Source organism: Arthrobacter sp. JUb115 (assembly GCF_004365035.1).
Taxonomy (GTDB): domain Bacteria; phylum Actinomycetota; class Actinomycetes; order Actinomycetales; family Micrococcaceae; genus Glutamicibacter.
The window spans coordinates 92,484-111,301 of record NZ_SOBS01000009.1; the positions used below are offsets into that span (position 1 = coordinate 92,484).

Here is an 18,818-nt window from a genome sequence, read left to right on the forward strand (position 1 = left end):
TGGCGCTAAGTGATGCTTCAGACTTCTAAGATGAGTGGATCGGTTGGCGCTGATCCGCTCATCTTTTGTTTAACCAGCTTTGAGTTTGGGCTCCTCATTCCTTTCGGCTGCTTGCTCAGACAAGAACAAGGGAATCCCGTTTTCGTCGAGGGGTAACTGATCGGCAAGGACTTCGAGGAAGTGGCCGGCGCTCATCCCAGAACGATGAGCGATTTCTTTGAACCTGGCTCGGCTTTCGGCCGAGATGGCATAAGTTGCAGTGACTGCATCTTTTCGCATTCCGTACCCAATCCGAGGGGTCGTTGTTGATGTGCTCATGCCCTTAAACCTAACCGAATCTTTATAACGTGTGAGTGTTGATGCGGGTGTGTCGGACGAAAATTAAGTCTGAAGTGGGTTAATGTCATGATTTTTTGGAGTCTCCAAAGCTGTCCGACTGCCTCCTTGCCAAGATTTTGGTCTTTAAGCATTACTTCCGCATGCAAATATACGAGGATGAACTTTTCTTGCACCACTGTGAAATAATGTTGAGGAGACATTCGCCAGTGGGCCTTAGCGCTCCGTTATTGACTATGCAGCTTTTACTGTGAGAACTTCTGACCAATGGGTGGTGTATCTGGGACTCATCATTTCTCTTTTCATCTCCCACGCCGGACCCTGTTGCAGACCCGCTAGCCCCAGGCCAATGGACTTCACCCCGTGTTCTCGTCGAATCTGCTCTACAAGGCTGCCAATTTGTTTCTGTTCATGAGCTGAAACGAAAGGTTCGAAAGTTTCCTGCATTGCCGCCGGCCTGAGATCCGTGAGCACCACACCAGCCCTGGCATAACGCACACCCACCAGAATTTGTGGCAGCAGTTCCTTAGCCGCCTTAGTGAGGACTACGGGATCGGACGTAGGGCCAGGCAACTTAACGGTAATCGCCGGTTGGTAATTCTGCTGCTGGTTGTAATAGCTCGTCATTGCCCAGGCGCTCAGCACCCCTGCGTGTTTCTTGTGACGGTGGAGCCTGGCAGAGCCCTGCTGCGCATAGATCCCCAAAACCTGTTCCATGCCCACACGATCAGTGATCGGCTCAGCAAAAGACCTGGAAAATATCAGCTGATCCTTGATCGCGCGCTCCTCCTCCATTGGGATGCACGGAATACCGCGGAGCTCCAGCACCGTTCGCATCTGGACGATAGAAAATTTATCCCGGATCCGCACCGCATCAGCATCACGCAGATCCTTAGCCGTCCAAATCCCCAGCCCTCGCAGTCGTTTGGTGAGCCGTGGCCCGATACCCCAGATTTCCACTGCCGGCAGCCTGCTCAGCAGCGTCTCAGTTGTTTCCCGTGGCGCCCGATCCCATACGCACACGCCACGCAGCTCAGAAACGTGCTTTGCCGTCTTGTTGGCCATTTTCGCCAACGTCTTCGACCGAGCGATTCCCACGCAGACTGGCAGGCCGGTGAGCCTCAGAACCTCTGATTTGATCTTCTCCCCAAGTACCTGCAGCTCCTCTAAAGTGCCTTTGACGCCCAGGAAAGCTTCATCAATGGAGTAGACCTCCACCCAGGCAGAAAATCTAGAAAGCAGCTTCATAACACGCGAACTCATTTCCCCGTAGAGCTCGTAATTAGAGGACTTAGCAACAAGCCCGAGACGATCAGCATCTGCAGCGAGCTTGAACCACGGCGCGCCCATTTCAATGCCCAAAGCCTTAGCTTCGGAAGAGCGCGCGACGGCACAGCCGTCATTATTGCTAAGTACGATCACCGGCCGCGATTCTAGTTTGGGATCGAAGACCCGCTCGCAGGACACGTAGAAGCTATTGACGTCTACGTGTGCGATGTACTCCTGGTGAGGATTATCAGTTAATTGAGATGGTGAAGACATGTGGTGGCAACTCCCCAAATCCTGAAATCCGATAGCTCAGCAACATGTAGGTCGGGATAATCAGGGTTCTCCGCTTTCAGTACTACTCCGGTAGGTCCAAGGGAGAGCCGTTTAACGGTCATCTCTCCGTCGATCACTGCAATAACCACGTGTCCATCATGCGGTTCAACTGATCGATCAACAATAAGCTCGTCTCCATCGCTGATACCCGCATTTCGCATTGACTCACCCGATACGCGAACAATGAAGGTCGATACCTGGTCCCTAATCAGCATCTCAGAAAGATCAATTTTGGAGTCGCTGTAATCCTGGGCTGGGGACGGGTATCCCGCGCTCACTCTGCCGAGAGCTGCCGCCACGACAGCTTTAGCCGAAGTGATTGGGGCACACTGAAGTATTCGATCTATTCCCATACTGCTCAACTTTCCTTAGAACATATATTCTAACTCTAAGGCTAGGTTATGCATCGGACGGTTCGATCACCTCATGCATTCTGAACCGAACACAGATCGCAGCTAAAGCATCTTGGGAGCGAGCCGGGGCTTCTTAATAACGTTGCGATCAAAGGCATAGCTTCGAGATAGTTGATCTAAGGAAGTGAGGAGTGACTGATGGCAGACGAACTTATCAGATTAGAACGACGAAGGATTCAGCTGCAAGTGGTGCAAAAATTACTTCTACGATGCCGGCTGTGGACGTTTTTGCTTGGCATTTTCCCACTTACTGCAGTTCTGATGCAGGTATTGAATCCTGGTTCAATGCCAATGCCTCTTTTTTGGGGCTGTCTCGTATTTATCGTGCCGGCAGTAGTCTGCTTTGTGCGCATGCTTCAGTATGAAGACCGGGTCCGGGTGGTTCGGCAGTATGTGCTCGACGAAGAAGCGAATGTTAGGCTCATTTGATTCGCTGCTGCAGCGTTCAGTGCTGAAAACCGGCGAGATGTGTTGCTGATTCCATGATTTTCATCTGCCGACATGAAAGAGTGGACTGCTTTTAACTTGGAAGCCTGGGCCGAAGAGAGTATCGTTGATACTACAGAAGGTGAGGACAAGGTCCCTCATTATGAGTTTGGAAGTCTACAGAACGTATGCGTCTGTAGGCTTTTCCATTTTAAACTGGGCGGTTCTTAAGTACTCCGGGAACTTTGTTCCCGCCAGAGACCCAATTGGCCACATCTGAGTCAATACTTCGAATTATCCGCAGTGCATCTCTGAGCACGTCCATCACATCAATCTGGAATAGCGGCTCCATGTGGGATACACGGTTCCTGAGTCCGTGGACATGATTCACTAGCCAATAAGTCTTGGACCCATCTGAGTCCTGGATATTTGGGAAGGCACGGACGAGACAGTGAGTCCACATCATTTCGCGATTGATGTTCTCTTGCGAATTTCCAGCCTCAGGCGCGTGATTGGGTAAGAGATCTTTCCACATTCCGAACATCACTTGCGCTAGAACATCGTCATGCGTGACCTGGGCCCCGAATCTTCTATGCTCTGGTGCGCGCGCAATTGATTCTTTGTTTGCTCGGCTCAAAGCGCTGCTTCTCTTGCTAGAGATCAGCCCGCGCAACGGAGTTTCTGGTTCTTCAAGTAGCCAACTTGCCCTGCCGCCATTCGCCTGATTCCAGGCTTGCAGCTCACGATCCATGGCGTTACGTAAAACCACTTCGGTAATACCAAGGATCGATTGTGTTGCCGCAGTCAGCTCAAGATTCCATTGATACAGCTTCAAAGCCTTATCTTGATTTCCGTCAGCGGCATCGAGATAGGGCTGCATGCGAGAAAGATGCAGGCAATTGATGATTTTCTGTCGAGTGCTAAATGAGGCCACCGGATAATCATCCTCGATAGTCGCATGGGAATGAAATGTGAGCGCCAAGACCGCGATAGCGGTACACGCTAGTTACGGAGCCAGCGGGGATTCTAGAGAATTTCTGGGCGCTGGACGAAGACCCGCTTCGTGTCTAGATCCTATGGTTGGTGGAGGCTACTGCAACAAGAAATATCTTTTGAAATATCTATTGAGCATTTCAATACAAAACAGTAGGCTGTGTATTGTTATGAAGAACACAGAGACCCAAGCGACCTTGTCAGCGGCTAAAATGCCGCTGGGCAAACCAGTCATAGGCTGGTTGTGTGGTCTTGGCATTAAGTCGTTGGGAACTGCTGTCTTCTTAACTGCGATTATTTGGGAAGCGACAAAGTACGGAGTGGAATTCGCTTCTTTCATTGCTATGCTTTCGAGCCTCGTTACGATGGCCTTCTTGCTTATCGGAGGTCATTTGTCAGATGCGCTCCGCCCAAGAAAGATGATGTTGTTGGCCTCAGTCTTCTTGTCGGTCATCTTGGCTGTGGGGATGATTTGGTCAGTTGCTAGCGGGGGCAATGAGATTCAATTAGTGGTTCTTACTGTTTCGACTGGTTTGTACGGTGCAGTTAGCGCACCAGCAGCCGCGACTTTAACGAGAGAGCTTACGTCTATCCAAGCATTCCCGAGGGCGCTGTCGATTGAGCAGTCTCTGAACCAACTCACTCAAGTCGTTGGCAGACCGTTTGGTGGCCTGCTTGTTGGAATTGGAGGATTTGCTCTAGCTTCTGGGGTGAATATTCTTACGGTAGTTGCGATTATCGTGAGCCTGCTGGCGATTCCCTCGAATCCAGAGAGACTAAACCGACCCAAGATCGCATTTATGACCGCACTGCGGGAGAGCGCGGTGCTTGCAAGCAGGCAACCAGTACTTAGAATCACAGTGCTGACAACTGGGGTGGTTGCTGGTTTCCTCATTCCTTTTACAGTCTTGATAATCCCACTCTGGGCACGTGCTAGCGGCGAATCGCCTTTGACCGCTGGTATGGCAATGGGTGCTGTCGCTGGTGGAGCATTATTCGTAACTGCCTATGCAAGTATCCGTGGAACTTTCAACAGGCTAGGGGCGACAGCTTGCATCGGTATTTTTATCGCTGCTATTGGAATGATCTTATTTGTCTTGTCCACCGGGGTTTGGGCCTTTGGCGCGGCTTTCGTTGTTGGCCTGGGTCAGGGAATCTACATTTCGCATGGCGCTCCTTTAGTCCGAGCTGGAGTACCTATGGACTCGATGGGGAGAGTGCAGGCTATTCTCGCGCTCGTGCAATCACTGTTCATGACGCTCTGCTTGCCGCTACTGGGCATGCTCAGTAAGGGCGGTGACCCATACCCAGCTTTGTGGACCATGTCTTTCGCGCTGATACTGATTGCGATTATCGCAATCACCACTAAATCTTTCCGTGAAGCCACCCTGGCCTCATTGGAACAGTGAATTCCGGGCGAGATACGTCCGGAAGGAAGGAAAAAATGCAGAAGAACAACGGAAACAAGAAGATGGTCATCGCTATGAAGAAGGTCAGCAAGGTGACCAAGAAGAGCCAGCCGACTCTGTTCTAAAGGACCAACATCCAGTTGATGCCCGTCACAGAGTGTGGCGGGCTTCAACGTTTGCACTACCAATATTTTTAGCAAGGAAGAACGCAGTGGACTACATCAAAAAGTTTGAAGCCCTATCAGGAACTATTGAAGAACGCTTGGCCCACGCTTCTCATGAGCAATTAGCGAAAATTGCCACCGAGGAACTTAGCAATTTCATGCGAGAGAATGACTTTGATGCACAGGACTTTCTTTCCTGGTCGGTGTCAGCGGAAACGCTTCCCTACCAGGGCTGGGACTTCGATTTCGGTGAACCTGCAATTACCGTAGCCCGAACAGAGAATTTGAGAATTGACCTACTGTACTGGATGCACAAGGCAGCACCGGTGCACGATCATGTAACTTGTGGATCATTCGGTGCGCTAATTGGGGATCGCCTACACCCTCGTTATGAGTTCACTGCGGCACCTGGGGAAGAGATTGATGGAGCAATCACCCTAGGTAATTTGGATGCGACTGATCTTCGCTTGATGCGTGAACGCGAAGCTGAACCGATCCTCCCAGAACTGATCCACGATATCTATTGGATTGATACTCCTAGCGTTACGATTGTTGTCCGTTGCAACGAACATCCAGGAATCGTGCGTCGCCCCGCAGATTACTACGCTCCTGGAGTTCGCATCGTCGATCCAATGCGGTTGAAGGATTCACTTGTCAAGCGCAGGAACGAGGCAATGGAACTTCTCTCCTTAGCTGACCCTGTTGCCTATGAGAAAGCGTTGGTCAACGTTTTTACTAGCGGGTCTCCAGAGCAGCAGGTCCAGTCCTATATTCAAGGCGCCGAGGAAAATGAAGAAGTGCTGATGGCAGTTATGGAGAATGTTCACTCATCAGAACTGCTCAAGAAGCTTAGCGCTGGACGAGAAACTTATGAGCGCAGGGCACTTTTCTCAGGTGTATACAACGGTGAAGACGAACAGGTTCAACTCCTTGCAGCCTTGCTCTGGGCTGGAGCGAACAGTGAGCAGACCTTAAAGATTTTCATTGAACGGTTTGGAGAAGGCACCACACAGGATCATATCGATGAAGCCTTAATTCGATTGGCTGACATGGATGAGTCGCTCCAAGACTTTTTGGGGACTCCAAAGGAGCTCGTAGCCTAGCAATGAACTATCGATTAGCGCCAGATGTGTACTTTGCGCAAAACGGAAATGACCAGGAAACCAAACTGGTAGGAGTTTCGTCGTCCGCATTTGAACAGTATGAAGTGTCCAATGATCTTGCCGCTACTTTGATCAGCGAGGATCCAGCGATTTCGGCCTCTGACCTTACGGCTAAACATGGCTTGGCAGATGAAGTGTCTGCAGAACTGTCAGAAGCATTGTCCGGGCTCGCGGATGCGGGAATTTTGGTATCAAGCGATGCCAGCGGAGAGTCTTCGGAAGTATCCGAAGAGCAGCGCGGCTCATCATGGCTCCCACGAGCGATACAGGGCCCTTACCACGATGTCTTAACCACACGTCCTGACGTGGCGCATCTATTCGAGACCATTCAAAGATTTACGTTTACGACGCCGGCTATGTTGTTGGCCTTGGATTCCGCGATTAGATACATTGTCGATAACGAAGTGCCTGGTGACATTGTTGAATGCGGAGTATGGCGCGGAGGAACACTTCAAGCAGCAGCACTGCTGACCCAGCAACTTGATCCTTCACGACATATATGGGGATATGACACGTTCTCCGAAACATGGGAATCCCCTAGCGTCAACGATTCGCTTACCTCTGCACCTGAAGTCGATCTTTCGCAGCTCACCGAGTTTGCTTCAGAATCAACTGATCCTCTAGTTAGCGAAGAAGCAGTAAAAAGACTTCTGCTTGCAACAGGGTTCCCAGAACCTCAGATTCATCTTGTTAAAGGATTGGTGCAGGAAACACTAGCGCAGGAGAAGCCGCAGCAAATTAGCTTGCTTCGACTAGATACTGATCTTTACGATTCGACTAGAGTCGAGCTCCAAGAACTTTACGATTTGGTTGCTCCAGGAGGTGTGATCATTCTCGACGATTATGCAAAGTTCACAGGCCCGACAAAAGCACTTCATGAATTCTTGAATGAACGTAGATTATTTCCGTTGCTCAACCGCCTTGATGAGCAGGGATGCATGTTCGTTAAGGAGCAATGATGATCAAGCCCGTAACTATTGAGAATCTTGAACTGTGGGTTCAAGAATCACTCACTGCTGAAGAATCTGGCAACATGGATGAAGCACTGATCCATATGGTGAAATCCAGTATATTCAAAGCTCCCGGGTACGCTGCCTTTTTTATAGAACAGAGCGGAAGAACGGTTGGGCACGGGGCAATCTACCCCCAACCGTTCAGTGTCGACACGCAGGTTCTATCCCTGAACCTAGGTTCAGGGATCAATGTGGAGGAATCTGCTGGTTTACTGCAAGGACTATTTGACTATTGCTTGAAGCTTAGTAACTGCTCAAATGGAGAATTGGTTGCAAGAATCCGACTCAAAGAGGAAGAATCCACGAACCAGGTTTATCGAGCACTTGACGCGATAAATTTCCGGAAAACAAGCTCATCTCTAGTTCAGCGATTGAAGATCGAACAGAACAGCCTCACTGGAAAATTGCCTACCGCATTTTCAGGGCAAGCATGGGTTGGGGACTGTCCAGAAGAACTAATTCGTCTTTATGCACCTCTTGTTTCATTATCTGTGAAAGATTCCAACCCGGAATCTAAGCTTCCCCCAGAGAGCTCGATTGAAGCATCTATCTCCACTCTTTGTGCAGTTGAAACTGCGGCCGCCAATGCGGGACGTATTATGATAGCCGCTTGTATCTTTGATCAGACTGGACAAGCTGTGGCGCACACGAGGATGAGTGTGGACTCGAATTGTCCAAACAATGCCATTCAGGGTGTGACCTATGTGAAGAGGGGCGAACGTAGAAAGGGGCTAGGCGTAGCTGTCAAGTCAATGGCCTATGAAGAATTGCGCACGGGATTCCCACTGGTTGAGTATGTGGAAACAACAAATGGCACCACTAATCAGGCGGTTCTTTCAATGAATAAAGCGGCTGGCTATGTGAAACATTCGGTGGAAGTAGAAATGAAATACCTGATGAACCCGCACTGAAGAAGCTACCCAATGACGTGTTAAGCCTGGCTTTCGTAGATTCCTAGATTATTAAGAGCAGAAGAAACGGTTTGCTGGGCCAGTTTGTTGTCGATTGGTTGGCCAGTTGGCAGAAGTACCCGGGCCAGCAATGGTCCAAAGAGTAAGTCGCAAATAAACTCGGAATCGAAATCAGCTCGCAAGATTTCGCCGCGTTTGTGAGCTCGATCGAGAACATTGCGTACATTTTCACGGCGAGGACGAATCATTTTCTCAACGTAGATGTCGCGTACCGCCTCATCCGTGCGGATGTCTTCGAGTAAGCCCGGCAAATTTTTTTGGATTAGCGGAGATGACATCATTTCAGCATCACTGTGCTGAAGTTCCAAGAGATCCAGTTTGAGGCTGCCGGTGTTTACCTCGTCTTGTCCACCAAACCGAGAAAGAAGTATCTCTAGTGCGAGAGTCGAGATGCTTTTATACCTCCGGTAGAAGGCTTGACGAGTTGTTCCGACTTCGGTGACGATCCCATCAACCGTGAGTTTGTCGAAACCTTCTTTTTCCATCCTTCTTTCGGTCTCCTGCACGAGTGCTCGGCTAATCGAAGCGTCCCGTGGCCGACCTTCGTGCTTTGTTGCCATTCGGCTACTTTATCAAATCTAGTTCTGTGAAGACTGAGAACCTGACTAGTGACTACATGGACGAAAAATATACATACGCACTAGAGTGTATTGATGTGACTGCTTTAGGAAATCTAGAAACTGTACTGGGGCCAAAATCCGCTCGGTATTTTGGCTCCGGATATCGTGACGTGAGGCACGAGTTTCTGAACGAAATAAACCTAACAGCTCATGGCGCGGAGACAGTTGCTAGAATTATTTACCCGTCAACGTGGTCATTAGATACCCAAGGGAAAAGCCGCGAACCTCATTTAAGCACCATCGATGCCTTCCTGCTGCCAATGAAGTTATTGGGTATGCAAGAACAAAACCCTGAATTGTTCGTAACTCGTTTTAACTTGCGAGCCAGTAGTGGTGCTAGGACCGACTTAGACCATGTACCCGTTTCACTTAGACTCTTGGGAACAGCGTTGCCCAATGGTTTTCAATTTCGTGTGGGAAATATTCGAGGAAGTTCGAACTATCAGGTGCCGCCACCGCATTGTCTACAGGAAAGCTGCAGAAGCATTTGAACGTTTATGATGATTGCTACCGGGCGATGCTTCCAGAGACGCAGCTGATTAGTTATAACGAAACTGCAGCGACACTACAGGCCGAACATCAGTTTCAATTGCGCCCTGACTACAACCGGATTCTCCCTAAAGGGATCGAATCGGCATATTGGCCAAGTCTTACAGCGGTCGACTATTTGGTGCTGATGGGACAGCTTTCACAAGCACTACTAGAGCTTAGATATCAGGCGGGACGTTCCGGAACCCTATGGATGAGGAGTGTCTCGTTGAGCACGAGCAGCAGGCCTCAGCCACTCGACCAATCAATGACAAGTGCAATGACCATAGTTCGTGATAAATACTTCCAAAGGGCAGGGCGGAAAATTCGAGATATAGCTGTAGAAGCAGTCACAAGCTCTGGTGCTCTATTGCGTGCAGACCTAGCCTACGAGGAGAGCGCATGAAGCACGAGAACGTACCAGCTTCCGTTCTGAAAGCATGCGCTGGAGTACTGGCTACTCAGCCCTACTCAGCAGTCTCTTTGTCAACGCTCACTCAACAAGCAGGGCTTCAAGGAGACGAACTCTCCAGAGTCTTCGAATCGATGCACTCCATAGGAACGGCAATACTGACCTATGAGGGAAACAGTATGCGAACCGCTCAACGCCAAGCATTGTTTCAAGCTTCGACACCGTTGAACCGGTTGCAATTAGCCTTCAGGCTTGTGGGAGAAAACCTCGCCAACGATGTCATTGTCCGCGCCGGAATCAGGATTGCAGCCGAATCCCACAGATATTTTCCCGAACGGAATATCAACCCGTTTCGCACTTGGCAAGGATTTGTCAGTTCTGCATTAATAGATGCCCAAAGCTCAGGTGAAATCCGAAACGATTCCAATATCGATGAGCTTGCGTGGCTAATTACCGCAGCCGGCCTGGGGACGAAAGATTTGTTGGAGTTCACCGGTCGCTGGGAAGACGCACCAGAACTTCTTGAGATGACAGTGGCACTTGCTGTTCGATCACATCAAAATGAATATCACGAGGGCGGCAAGAACGCATGACCGACGAAGCAAGGCCTTTAGTGGTGCTTACAGGAGCGAGCGGAGGAATTGGGAGATCCGTAGCCCTTCGACTGGCCTCAGAAGGGTACGATCTTTTTTGCGCCTTTCATTCTCGTGAACCTCAAATCAGGAATCTGCGATCTGAAATTCTTTCTCTAGGTGCACGATGCGATACATTCAAGTGCGACCTTATCCAGTCGTCGTCTGTGCGTGACATCGTCACAAGAGTCTCGTACCTGTTGGAAGACCCACAAGTGCAACTTAGGGGTTTAGTCAATTGCGCAGCGCTGCTGCTCGGCCCATCATTTGAAACCGCTACTGAAAAGTCCTTCGATAATTATGTAGCAGTCAATGTAAGAGCACCATTCTTTTTAACCCAACAACTCGCCCGGTTAATGGCCCCTGGGAGTTCTGTTGTCAATTTCTCTTCGGCAGGAGCACACTTCTCGAGTCCAGGCGACATCGTGTACTCGATGAGCAAGGCCGCTCTTGAATCAATGACCTTCCATGCCGCTGAAGCTTTGGCACGGAAAGGGATCAGGGTCAATGCAGTGATCCCAGGATTCACTGATAACGGGCACGAACTTTTCTCAGATCCTGTAGTGAGAAAACATATGGAATCTCATGCTGTACTCGGGGATGTTTCGAGCCCTGAAACTGTTGCTGAAGCAGTGCTTTTCTTAATATCTCAGCGGTCATCTCGGACAACAGGTACAACTTTAGATGTGAGTGGTGGCAGCACTCTCGGCTATCGCCATGCAAAAGAACGAATCTCACTCCGGCAAAAATCTCATGTGGATCGGCAGTATTAACAAAGCTGCCACTGTGGCGATTCGACAGCTCGTTGCCGCTTGCTGAGCAATCTTTGGCGGCTTCCGAGTGATTTAGCAGCACGTCGTTCACGAAGAGGCCGCGTATAAAGCCTTTGAATAGTTCCTGTATGGCAATACGAGTAGCTGATTACGCACGGCTTTGCCAGTCAGGCGCCGCGGCGTTCAAAGCTTTAAGCCGCCAAGTCACCAGGTTCCCCTGAGATCTACGCTGGTGCTGGTTATGCAGCCACACACCTAACTGGTGCTCAAATTCCGAAGAATAATTCCTGTATCTGGGCATCTGCCCACGAGTATCAACGAAGTCTTGGAAAGCTTGCAGGTGGGAATTCCATAGCTGGTCCAGCTGCTGCTGATGTGAGTTCTGATCCCAACCAGGCAACGCTTCGAGCAGTACCTTTTTCGAAAGGGGCATGATTCCTCGTTCAAAAGCGCGTCTCTGCGAGCAAAGCCATAAGTGCATAGACTGCTCCACGGGCTCATCATTCGCCGCAGGCATCCGATCGTGCGCTTGGTAGAAGTCGACAACTGCCGCAAGCCGGTTCCGCCATTTCGTGCTTGGGATACTTGGGCCGCGATCAGCGAGTGCGGCTTCATGGCGTGCACGGAGCCCGGGGGAGTACTTCTCTCGGACCTGCAAATGTAGATGTACGGTGCTGTAGGTCTGGTGACACCAGGTAGAGATCTCACGCACGGTGAGTCCTGCAGCGTACATCATGTCCCATTCAGGATGCCTTGAAACGTCCCACCCAACCATGGAACTACGCTACGTCTTTCATATTTAACGTCCTAGGGATTTCGCATAATGCGCATAAAAGTAGGGATGCGTCGCTGGTGCAAAGCATCCCTACATTGGTCGCATCCAGAACACCTTGAGGTAGTAAATATCCAGATACTATTGCTTGGCATCTTGGGGGACTGCCAAGCAACTGATTCATGCACTATCTTGGGGGGAATGCGCATAAATCATGAGATGAAACCCAAAATTACGGCAATCAACTCACAGCTTCTACCGTTTCATATCTGAGTAAGCTGGCGCAACTATTCGCAGTGAACCCGAAACGTTTCGGATCCTAGATTCGTCACCTAAGGCCTATGCTTCTTATTCTCGACGTGGCAGAGTAAAAGGCTCTTGAAAGGTAACGGAAGAGCTGGGCTGTAGCCGCCCGCTTGGAGGAGGAGAGAGCGACCATGAGGTTTCGCCATTTGACCATTGACTGCGCTGATCCCTATCTTCTTGCGACCTTTTGGAGTCGTATGACCGGCTGGCCCGTCTCCGACATTGACGCGCCTGGAGATCCAGAAGTTTTGGTAGAGGCCCCTCATCCCCTGCCTGGGCTACTGTTTATCCGCGTGCAGGAAGGCAAAACAGTCAAGAATCGAGTGCACATCGATTGGCAGCCCACAGAACGTTACCGAGATGCAGAAGTAGAAAGAGCCATCCAATTGGGTGCAACGATCTATGCGGATCACCGCTCTTCTGACGGGCGAGGGTGGGTTACTCTGCGAGACCCAGAAGGTAACGAATTCTGCATCGAGAGAAGCGAAGCTGAGCTGCCCCAGTCGTAGCTCGGCTACATATCAACGAGGGGATGTTTTCAGGAAAGCGAATGCAATGTCCAAGCTAATTCCCCTGAACTTCTCGTAGGAGCCTCTGAACTTCTTCTTCAACTGGAAAGCCATCTGGCGCGTTGTGCACAACCCAAGCGACGTGGGGCAGCCCTGTGGGATCTATCAGGCCATGTTGAGTCAAAGTAACGAACCCATTCAGTTGTTCGGGCTCAATCAGCCTGTGTCTGGATAGCGAAAACAGATCAGGGCCACGATCTTGGTAAGTGGCGTCCTGCGGTCTTTCAAGCCACGGATTAATCAGATACACAGAATGACCTGGAAGCTCTTCTCGATAGAATCCTTGTTCAGGATTATCAGACTTTTGCTTCAGGTCTAGATAGAGCTCTAGAGCAGAAGTGCTTAAAAGCTTCAGGCACTCCGAAAGGTGTGAATCTTCGCAAGAAATGCTTTCGAAAACTCGGCGAAGCTTGCGTTCCTGTTTCTGCGATTCAAGCATCCTCTCATCGCGTTCACGGTCGTTTCTCTGCACTAGTTCATCCCAGTAACTACGCCAACAACTTCCGCAATAACCACTCGGAGAACAGATCGCGTCTACTGCTTCTCTGCGACTATGAATCCGAACCGGCTCATTACACCTTGGACAACGTAAACCCTTGAACGTCACAGGTCGCTCTCTACAAATTGCATTGAGCTCCTTTCGAGACACGTTAAGCGGTGTCATGAAATCTTTCTGCCGACTCTCCACCCAACGGATAGTTTGTCCATCATCATCGAAAGATTGAATAGCCCAATAGCGTCGATAAGCTTCAACGTGCGAATGCGGCGCAGTCATGAAACCTGAGCTATCCGAAAAGATCATATAATCACGGTCCACAGCATCATGAGTGGTGCCGTCGTTAGAACGTGCATGATCTTCCACATTCTTAGCAGCGAATTTCGTTATTGGTTGAGGCTCTGCGACAGTCCCCCGTTGGAGAGTCCTGATCTCAGTAAATAGACCGACGCCAAGAAACTCATCATCTGCTGCACTCATTTATGACTCCTTCACGCAAATTGGACCTGCCATTCAATAATCTCCCGTCTGATGCAGATCTTCATGAAGATTGGGGTGTTATCGAACAAGCACTCGGTTGGTTTTTGCTGTCTGGTGGGGACATACCGTGCGTAGCCTCTTGGCGCCATCCTGAAGGCCTTCTTGCTGCTGCGTGCTGTTTGGGTTCTTGTGGGCTAAGTAATCTGGTGCGTTGAAGCTGCTGTGCGCGTCTAGTTTGGGCGGGCGCACATTCTTGGTTGTTGAACCGCTCGCCAGTTGCTGAGTTTCTCGCCAGTTGCGGTGACGATGGAAGGGGTTGTTTGGGGTCCGGTCTGAGGCCCGGCGTCCCTGGGTCCGGCTGGCGGTATGTCCCCATTTTGGGGTGCCGGCTGCTAGCAATGCTGGCCAGCGCGATGGGTCAGGCCGTATGGTCCGGGTAACGCACCCTTATTCAGTCGGTTTCGGATTCATGGGGTTGCTGATTGTGGTGGGTTGGGGTGGTTGAGCGGACCTTGCCGGACATGGCTGCTGCTTCTGTTGGTTTCTTCAACTTGCAGGTTCGTTCCGGGGTATTTGACCCCGGGTTGTGTGTTGAGCCGGTGGGCGGTCGTTTGCCGTGCACGGCAGCTCAAGTAACGAGCGGTGTGTATGAACCGACGACCGTGTAGTCGACAGGAATTTTAGTGCTCATGATGCTCACGGTCCCTGCAGGATGCTGCATGCCCCGCTTGGTCAGGGCAGTATTGGAGATCAGCGCTTCGCCGGGGATTTGTGTGCTTGAGAATGCTGGCGTGCTCCGTTGAGTATTAGTTGACGTGGAACACGCTTTTTCCCATGCCCATGAGTTGAGAAGCTGGTTCGTCAATTAACCGGACCCAGCTACCGCCGTCGGAAGCTGTGAGTCGTATTTTCTCTTCTGAAACGAGTGTGAGTAAGTCTGATAAGTCATTTCCAAGAGGTGTGGGGACGTCGAGACTGTGCATGCTGGCTTTTCGTTTGATGAGCTGAGAAGTGTCAAGGGTTGTCTTTTCACCGCCTGCAGCACCAACGAGCAGGACGCGGCCTCTTCGCGCCAGATGTTCGGTCAGAAGCGATAGTGGTGTGCCTCCGACAGTGTCAATGATGGCGTCAAACTCAGCGGAGGGATTGATGTCTTCTACAGAGGTGAAATTGATGTTCCAGTTTGCTGATTTTGTGTGTGCTGCTGAGGCGGAAATGGGGTCTCTGGTTACGACTGTGACGATGGCGCCGAGACTTGCTGCTAGTTGGGTTGCCAGATGCCCGACACCGCCAGTTCCGCCCACTATGGCTAGCCGTGTGCCTTTGACTATTTGGGCTGTTTTTACTGCATGTAGGGCGGATACTCCAGCTGCGGGAAGTGCTGCCGCGGCATAAGGATCGATATTCCCGGCAACGACTGCCAGATCATGGCGTGAGACGACCCGTTGTTGTGCCCAGGCTCCTGAATAGCCCCACGTGGTCACGGTGGAACCGACCGGAGGGCCCTGTCCATCAGAGCTTGTTTCAATAACAGTGCCGAATGCGTCCCAGCCAGCAACTTGACCTGAGCGCCAAGGTAGAGAAGTCTCTCCTCGATTGAGGGATATAAGGGTAACTTCCACGAGTACTGCATCTGGGGTTTCGCGTGTGGGTTCAGGGATGGTAGCTAACTCGAGTCCATCGGCTGCGAGAACAAGTGCCTTCAAAGTAAAACCTCTTCCGGGTGACAGGACGCATGACATGTGTCCTAAGTGAACGATAGGTGGGGTCTTGAGGAGTGTGACGCCTGGAGATGAACCTTATATTGGATATTGTAGTCCAAAACATGATACGCTCCTCCCATGGCTAGACCGCGCTCTTTTGACACCACTGCCGCCCTTGATGCTGCTATCAAGGAGTTTCGTATCAACGGTTTTGAGGAAACATCGACCGACCAATTGTGTGAAGCTGCAGGCGTTCGTCGCAGCAGTCTTTACAACGCGTTCGTGTCGAAAGACGAGCTTTTCATTCAAGCACTAGAACGCTACACGGAGGTTATGGCTGAAGCGCATGCGACAGTTCTGACTGACGTTAACCTCGATGGAGGGACCCGGCTTCGTCGGGTCGTGGAGATGGCTGTGGATGAAGAGCGTGCAGCGTTTTCGGGGGGGCGCGCGGCAGGCTGCATGATCGTGCAATCCTACATGTCCCCAACTCTTCGCGCGCGGGACGGGCGCATCCAAGATATCTTGGATCGCGACCTTGAGCGGCGCCTAGAGCACATGGTCCATGCGGCAACGATCGGCCAATCGGATGGCAGTGTTACCCCGGGGATGTCGCCAGAAGATGTGGCAATGCTGGTGATTACCGCTATATCTGGAATGAGGGTAACGGCAGGAGCAGGAGCTGAGCCTGATCTAATTGAGCGTGTCGCCAAGGCCAGCCTGGATTCCGTACTAATTCACTAATTTTCTGATCATCACACCTTTTCAAAACTGTACTTTCATTCTGTATTTTCAAATACAGAATGAAAGTACTGCCCTGTCCAAAACCAACAGCTCCACAACGACCTTTCGAAGCTGTCAGGGCAAATTAGGAAAACTCACCTAGGGAGGAAACAAGATGGCTCTAGATCACCGAGCCCTTGAGTATCGCATCGAGCCCAATGTTCGGATTGTGACAATGGGCGACTGCCAGGAGGTGGAACGGCTGATTGGCGAAGGGTGGACACATCTGGGCAACTCGCGATGGGAAGCTCCATCAGAAGGTCAGCAGATAAGCCAGCAACCTAAGATGTTTTTCCCGGTCCTGAAAGACGGTTGTATCCGCGGCCAGGGGCTTGTGCTCACGCACCCACGAGTCACTGATTGCATTGACTTATGCGCGAATGAAATGGACGAAGGAACACGCCAACACGCGCTCTTCCCCGCTGCATCAGACGCGACGATTCAAACTCTTGTTGCAGAAGCTTACCTAGGCTGGAGACTTGGGGATACATCGCTCCTCATCGCTCGCACTGAGATGGACGGTCCACCCGTCGCGAAGCTGTCCATACGTCGACTCGTCCCACCAGGAGTTCTTGACGTCGGATATGCCACGATGCCAAATCATCGTGGGCAGGGCTATGCCGCGCGTGCGCTCAAAGTATTTACCAACTGGGCCTTTGAATCTGCAGGAATTCAAAGGATTGAGCTTGGAATCAAACCAGCAAATTCCGCTTCTGTACGCACTGCAATTAAAGCTGGTTACTCTTTGGAATCGGTTCGTCGGGCACGTTTGATCACCCCGGATGCAACCTTTGACGATGAACACTCATATGTCGCGATCAAATCAGACCGTAACCGTGAGTGGGGGCAGTCCGCATGAACCGCCTCCAAGGAATGAACGTCAGCGAGTTTCCTGCAGTTCAACCAGGCACAGTCTTCGAGCCAGAAAATGTCGCCGCAGTCCAAGAACTGCTCAAAGCACACAACGCGAGCATCAACCTCCCGCTACGCGTCGTCTCCAGCGGATATAACTGGGGACTCGGTTCAGCATCGAGCCCCACACCAAATACTGATCTTGTACATCTACATCGACTCAACAAGATCAGGATCATTGACCTTGAGCGAGGATTCGCCGTTGTAGAAGCTGGCGTTACACAGGATCAGCTCAGTGCTGAGCTTCAAGGAACATCACGTTTTCTCAACTGCACTGCCTCCTCGGGCCAAACTTCAATTGTTGGAAACATGATGGATCGCGGAGTCGGCCTTCACGGCCAACGAACGCACGATCTACTAGGAGTTGAAGTCGTTCTACCTGATGGCACCGCTGGCACAGTTGGGTGGTGGCCTAACGTGGGATCGCTCGCGGCGAATCGTTGGGGACTGGGCCCTTCGTCGCTTCACCTATTTACACAATCAAACTTTGCGGTAGTCACCGCCGCGACCATTAGCCTTCGACCACGTCCTTCCCGCCGCGAGATCGTGACCTTCACCGTCGACCCCGGAACAATGGAAACGGTAGTCGACCAACTACGCACCCTAGTTGGAGACGGAATTCTCAGCGGCGTCACAAAGATCTACGACGAAGAATCAAGTTCACTTTACGGAGCCCGTGAAGCAAGGATTGCCATTCACGCGTGCATTGATGGTCCTGAGCAGATCGCAGAAGCCAAAATCTCAGAACTTTGGCGGCGCCTCGGAAGCATCCAACCACAACGAGTGCCGGCCTCAAAAGTCAATGATGACCCGCTCATGTCCGCTGTCATCAGCTTGTACGACGGTGACACCAGCAATAGCGAAACCATCGTACGCAACGCACTTAACGCATCAACACAAGGCGCCGATAAACACGGGACCGGCTGGATCTTCGCTTTGCCCTTCCTACCCATGCATGGTCGAGATGTCGTCAAAGCTATCGAAATTGTCCGACAAAGCATCGTCGGAACAAACGTAAGAGCCGGAACTACCGTGAACGTACTTGACCACGACACCGTGGACCTGGTCGTAGCGCTCTCATTCCAGCGTGACGAGACCGGTTCCAATGACGCCCACCAAGTATTTGACCGGATGGTTTCCAAGCTCGTCGACTCAGGATACGCACCCTACCGAGTTGATACAGGGCACACCAGAGAAGACTATGCCGATCAAGGCCGGAGCATTGACGCTCTCCTTGCACAAAGGATTAGTCGAGTGATTGACCCGACCCGAGTTTTTGCAAGTAATCGTTACGTTACCGCCGGAGCAGAATAACGAACCGGCTCAAACCGCCACCAACCTT

21 protein-coding genes are annotated in these 18,818 nt (G+C 51.0%); 13 read left to right on the forward strand and 8 right to left on the reverse strand.

Translation table 11 applies throughout. From position 1 onward, the window contains the following. Positions 1 to 69: 69 nt before the first annotated feature. The 3 genes from EDF61_RS14880 to EDF61_RS14890 form a co-directional block, all read right to left on the reverse strand. Positions 70 to 318, reverse strand: coding sequence for a hypothetical protein (locus EDF61_RS14880; RefSeq protein WP_133834589.1), 249 nt, complete (start codon positions 316 to 318; stop codon positions 70 to 72). Positions 319 to 570: 252 nt separating this feature from the next. After that, positions 571 to 1,878 (reverse strand): Y-family DNA polymerase, encoded by a 1,308-nt coding sequence (locus tag EDF61_RS14885; RefSeq protein WP_133834590.1) that lies wholly within the window; start codon positions 1,876 to 1,878, stop codon positions 571 to 573. Beyond that, positions 1,857 to 2,291, reverse strand: coding sequence for a LexA family protein (locus EDF61_RS14890; RefSeq protein ID WP_133834591.1), 435 nt, complete (start codon positions 2,289 to 2,291; stop codon positions 1,857 to 1,859). Before EDF61_RS14890 ends, EDF61_RS14885 begins: the two co-directional genes overlap by 22 nt. Before the next feature lie 198 nt (positions 2,292 to 2,489). On the opposite strand from EDF61_RS14890, the gene EDF61_RS14895 reads away from it, so the two are divergent. Beyond that, the gene (locus tag EDF61_RS14895) at positions 2,490 to 2,780 is read left to right on the forward strand and encodes a hypothetical protein (protein WP_133834592.1); all 291 of its coding nucleotides are present in this window, start codon (positions 2,490 to 2,492) and stop codon (positions 2,778 to 2,780) included. Positions 2,781 to 2,988: 208 nt separating this feature from the next. Here the strand turns inward: EDF61_RS14895 and EDF61_RS14900 are convergent, their stop codons facing one another. Continuing rightward, positions 2,989 to 3,711, reverse strand: a complete 723-nt coding sequence (locus EDF61_RS14900; protein ID WP_286172278.1) for a hypothetical protein — start codon at positions 3,709 to 3,711, stop codon at positions 2,989 to 2,991. Between the two features lie 229 nt (positions 3,712 to 3,940). On the opposite strand from EDF61_RS14900, the gene EDF61_RS14905 reads away from it, so the two are divergent. The 4 genes from EDF61_RS14905 to EDF61_RS14920 all read left to right on the forward strand — a co-directional run bounded on the left by EDF61_RS14905 (position 3,941) and on the right by EDF61_RS14920 (position 8,430). After that, positions 3,941 to 5,179, forward strand: a complete 1,239-nt coding sequence (locus EDF61_RS14905; RefSeq protein ID WP_166650833.1) for an MFS transporter — start codon at positions 3,941 to 3,943, stop codon at positions 5,177 to 5,179. Positions 5,180 to 5,390: 211 nt separating this feature from the next. Continuing rightward, positions 5,391 to 6,446: a hypothetical protein gene (locus tag EDF61_RS14910; RefSeq protein WP_133834594.1), complete on the forward strand. Its 1,056-nt coding sequence runs from the start codon at positions 5,391 to 5,393 to the stop codon at positions 6,444 to 6,446. A gap of 2 nt (positions 6,447 to 6,448) precedes the next feature. Next, positions 6,449 to 7,465 carry a TylF/MycF/NovP-related O-methyltransferase gene (locus tag EDF61_RS14915; RefSeq protein WP_133834595.1) on the forward strand — a complete coding sequence of 339 codons (1,017 nt, stop codon included), beginning with the start codon at positions 6,449 to 6,451 and terminating at the stop codon, positions 7,463 to 7,465. Then, positions 7,462 to 8,430 carry a hypothetical protein gene (locus EDF61_RS14920; RefSeq protein ID WP_208294278.1) on the forward strand — a complete coding sequence of 323 codons (969 nt, stop codon included), beginning with the start codon at positions 7,462 to 7,464 and terminating at the stop codon, positions 8,428 to 8,430. The genes EDF61_RS14915 and EDF61_RS14920 overlap by 4 nt, the downstream gene beginning before the upstream one ends. 20 nt (positions 8,431 to 8,450) lie before the next feature. Here the strand turns inward: EDF61_RS14920 and EDF61_RS14925 are convergent, their stop codons facing one another. Continuing rightward, positions 8,451 to 9,050 carry a TetR/AcrR family transcriptional regulator gene (locus EDF61_RS14925; protein WP_133834597.1) on the reverse strand — a complete coding sequence of 200 codons (600 nt, stop codon included), beginning with the start codon at positions 9,048 to 9,050 and terminating at the stop codon, positions 8,451 to 8,453. A 26-nt stretch (positions 9,051 to 9,076) separates the two neighbouring features. On the opposite strand from EDF61_RS14925, the gene EDF61_RS14930 reads away from it, so the two are divergent. From EDF61_RS14930 to EDF61_RS14945, 4 genes are read left to right on the forward strand one after another with little or no spacing between them, the layout of a single operon-like run. Beyond that, positions 9,077 to 9,601: an AvrD family protein gene (locus tag EDF61_RS14930; protein ID WP_166650834.1), complete on the forward strand. Its 525-nt coding sequence runs from the start codon at positions 9,077 to 9,079 to the stop codon at positions 9,599 to 9,601. Positions 9,602 to 9,627: 26 nt separating this feature from the next. Then, a complete protein-coding gene (locus tag EDF61_RS19210) occupies positions 9,628 to 10,044 on the forward strand; it encodes an AvrD family protein (RefSeq protein WP_353653992.1) in 417 nt (138 codons plus the stop codon). Further along, a complete protein-coding gene (locus EDF61_RS14940; RefSeq protein WP_133834600.1) occupies positions 10,041 to 10,643 on the forward strand; it encodes a TetR/AcrR family transcriptional regulator in 603 nt (200 codons plus the stop codon). Before EDF61_RS19210 ends, EDF61_RS14940 begins: the two co-directional genes overlap by 4 nt. Then, positions 10,640 to 11,455: an SDR family NAD(P)-dependent oxidoreductase gene (locus tag EDF61_RS14945; RefSeq protein WP_133834601.1), complete on the forward strand. Its 816-nt coding sequence runs from the start codon at positions 10,640 to 10,642 to the stop codon at positions 11,453 to 11,455. The genes EDF61_RS14940 and EDF61_RS14945 overlap by 4 nt, the downstream gene beginning before the upstream one ends. A 148-nt stretch (positions 11,456 to 11,603) precedes the next feature. Here the strand turns inward: EDF61_RS14945 and EDF61_RS19215 are convergent, their stop codons facing one another. Then, complete coding sequence (locus EDF61_RS19215; protein WP_353653991.1) at positions 11,604 to 12,230, reverse strand: helicase associated domain-containing protein; 627 nt, start codon at positions 12,228 to 12,230, stop codon at positions 11,604 to 11,606. Positions 12,231 to 12,664: 434 nt separating this feature from the next. Between EDF61_RS19215 and EDF61_RS14950 the strand changes: the two genes are divergently transcribed. Next, the gene (locus tag EDF61_RS14950; RefSeq protein WP_133834602.1) at positions 12,665 to 13,042 is read left to right on the forward strand and encodes a VOC family protein; all 378 of its coding nucleotides are present in this window, start codon (positions 12,665 to 12,667) and stop codon (positions 13,040 to 13,042) included. Between the two features lie 55 nt (positions 13,043 to 13,097). Here EDF61_RS14950 and EDF61_RS14955 read toward each other — a convergent pair whose 3' ends face one another. Both EDF61_RS14955 and EDF61_RS14960 read right to left on the reverse strand, forming a co-directional pair. Then, positions 13,098 to 14,078 carry a hypothetical protein gene (locus EDF61_RS14955; RefSeq protein WP_133834603.1) on the reverse strand — a complete coding sequence of 327 codons (981 nt, stop codon included), beginning with the start codon at positions 14,076 to 14,078 and terminating at the stop codon, positions 13,098 to 13,100. An 806-nt stretch (positions 14,079 to 14,884) separates the two neighbouring features. Next, a complete protein-coding gene (locus EDF61_RS14960; RefSeq protein ID WP_166650835.1) occupies positions 14,885 to 15,784 on the reverse strand; it encodes a zinc-binding dehydrogenase in 900 nt (299 codons plus the stop codon). A 135-nt stretch (positions 15,785 to 15,919) separates the two neighbouring features. On the opposite strand from EDF61_RS14960, the gene EDF61_RS14965 reads away from it, so the two are divergent. The 3 genes from EDF61_RS14965 to EDF61_RS14975 all read left to right on the forward strand — a co-directional run bounded on the left by EDF61_RS14965 (position 15,920) and on the right by EDF61_RS14975 (position 18,790). Further along, a complete protein-coding gene (locus tag EDF61_RS14965) occupies positions 15,920 to 16,525 on the forward strand; it encodes a TetR/AcrR family transcriptional regulator (protein WP_133834605.1) in 606 nt (201 codons plus the stop codon). Positions 16,526 to 16,679: 154 nt separating this feature from the next. Further along, positions 16,680 to 17,423 carry a GNAT family N-acetyltransferase gene (locus tag EDF61_RS14970; RefSeq protein WP_133834606.1) on the forward strand — a complete coding sequence of 248 codons (744 nt, stop codon included), beginning with the start codon at positions 16,680 to 16,682 and terminating at the stop codon, positions 17,421 to 17,423. Then, complete coding sequence (locus tag EDF61_RS14975) at positions 17,420 to 18,790, forward strand: FAD-binding oxidoreductase (protein WP_133834607.1); 1,371 nt, start codon at positions 17,420 to 17,422, stop codon at positions 18,788 to 18,790. Before EDF61_RS14970 ends, EDF61_RS14975 begins: the two co-directional genes overlap by 4 nt. The last annotated feature ends 28 nt before the right edge of the window (positions 18,791 to 18,818 follow it).

Excerpts from the sequence above, each read along its gene's own strand:
- EDF61_RS14950 (WP_133834602.1), top strand. The coding sequence starts at position 12,665 with ATGAGGTTTCGCCATTTGACCATTGACTGCGCTGATCCCTATCTTCTT.
- EDF61_RS14890 (WP_133834591.1), bottom strand. The coding sequence starts at position 2,291 with ATGGGAATAGATCGAATACTTCAGTGTGCCCCAATCACTTCGGCTAAA.
- EDF61_RS14965 (WP_133834605.1), top strand. The coding sequence starts at position 15,920 with ATGGCTAGACCGCGCTCTTTTGACACCACTGCCGCCCTTGATGCTGCT.
- EDF61_RS14895 (WP_133834592.1), top strand. The coding sequence starts at position 2,490 with ATGGCAGACGAACTTATCAGATTAGAACGACGAAGGATTCAGCTGCAA.
- EDF61_RS14955 (WP_133834603.1), bottom strand. The coding sequence starts at position 14,078 with ATGAGTGCAGCAGATGATGAGTTTCTTGGCGTCGGTCTATTTACTGAG.
- EDF61_RS14945 (WP_133834601.1), top strand. The coding sequence starts at position 10,640 with ATGACCGACGAAGCAAGGCCTTTAGTGGTGCTTACAGGAGCGAGCGGA.
- EDF61_RS19215 (WP_353653991.1), bottom strand. The coding sequence starts at position 12,230 with ATGGTTGGGTGGGACGTTTCAAGGCATCCTGAATGGGACATGATGTAC.
- EDF61_RS14940 (WP_133834600.1), top strand. The coding sequence starts at position 10,041 with ATGAAGCACGAGAACGTACCAGCTTCCGTTCTGAAAGCATGCGCTGGA.
- EDF61_RS14975 (WP_133834607.1), top strand. The coding sequence starts at position 17,420 with ATGAACCGCCTCCAAGGAATGAACGTCAGCGAGTTTCCTGCAGTTCAA.
- EDF61_RS14880 (WP_133834589.1), bottom strand. The coding sequence starts at position 318 with ATGAGCACATCAACAACGACCCCTCGGATTGGGTACGGAATGCGAAAA.
- EDF61_RS14970 (WP_133834606.1), top strand. The coding sequence starts at position 16,680 with ATGGCTCTAGATCACCGAGCCCTTGAGTATCGCATCGAGCCCAATGTT.
- EDF61_RS14920 (WP_208294278.1), top strand. The coding sequence starts at position 7,462 with ATGATGATCAAGCCCGTAACTATTGAGAATCTTGAACTGTGGGTTCAA.
- EDF61_RS14915 (WP_133834595.1), top strand. The coding sequence starts at position 6,449 with ATGAACTATCGATTAGCGCCAGATGTGTACTTTGCGCAAAACGGAAAT.
- EDF61_RS19210 (WP_353653992.1), top strand. The coding sequence starts at position 9,628 with ATGCTTCCAGAGACGCAGCTGATTAGTTATAACGAAACTGCAGCGACA.
- EDF61_RS14905 (WP_166650833.1), top strand. The coding sequence starts at position 3,941 with ATGAAGAACACAGAGACCCAAGCGACCTTGTCAGCGGCTAAAATGCCG.
- EDF61_RS14885 (WP_133834590.1), bottom strand. The coding sequence starts at position 1,878 with ATGTCTTCACCATCTCAATTAACTGATAATCCTCACCAGGAGTACATC.
- EDF61_RS14925 (WP_133834597.1), bottom strand. The coding sequence starts at position 9,050 with ATGGCAACAAAGCACGAAGGTCGGCCACGGGACGCTTCGATTAGCCGA.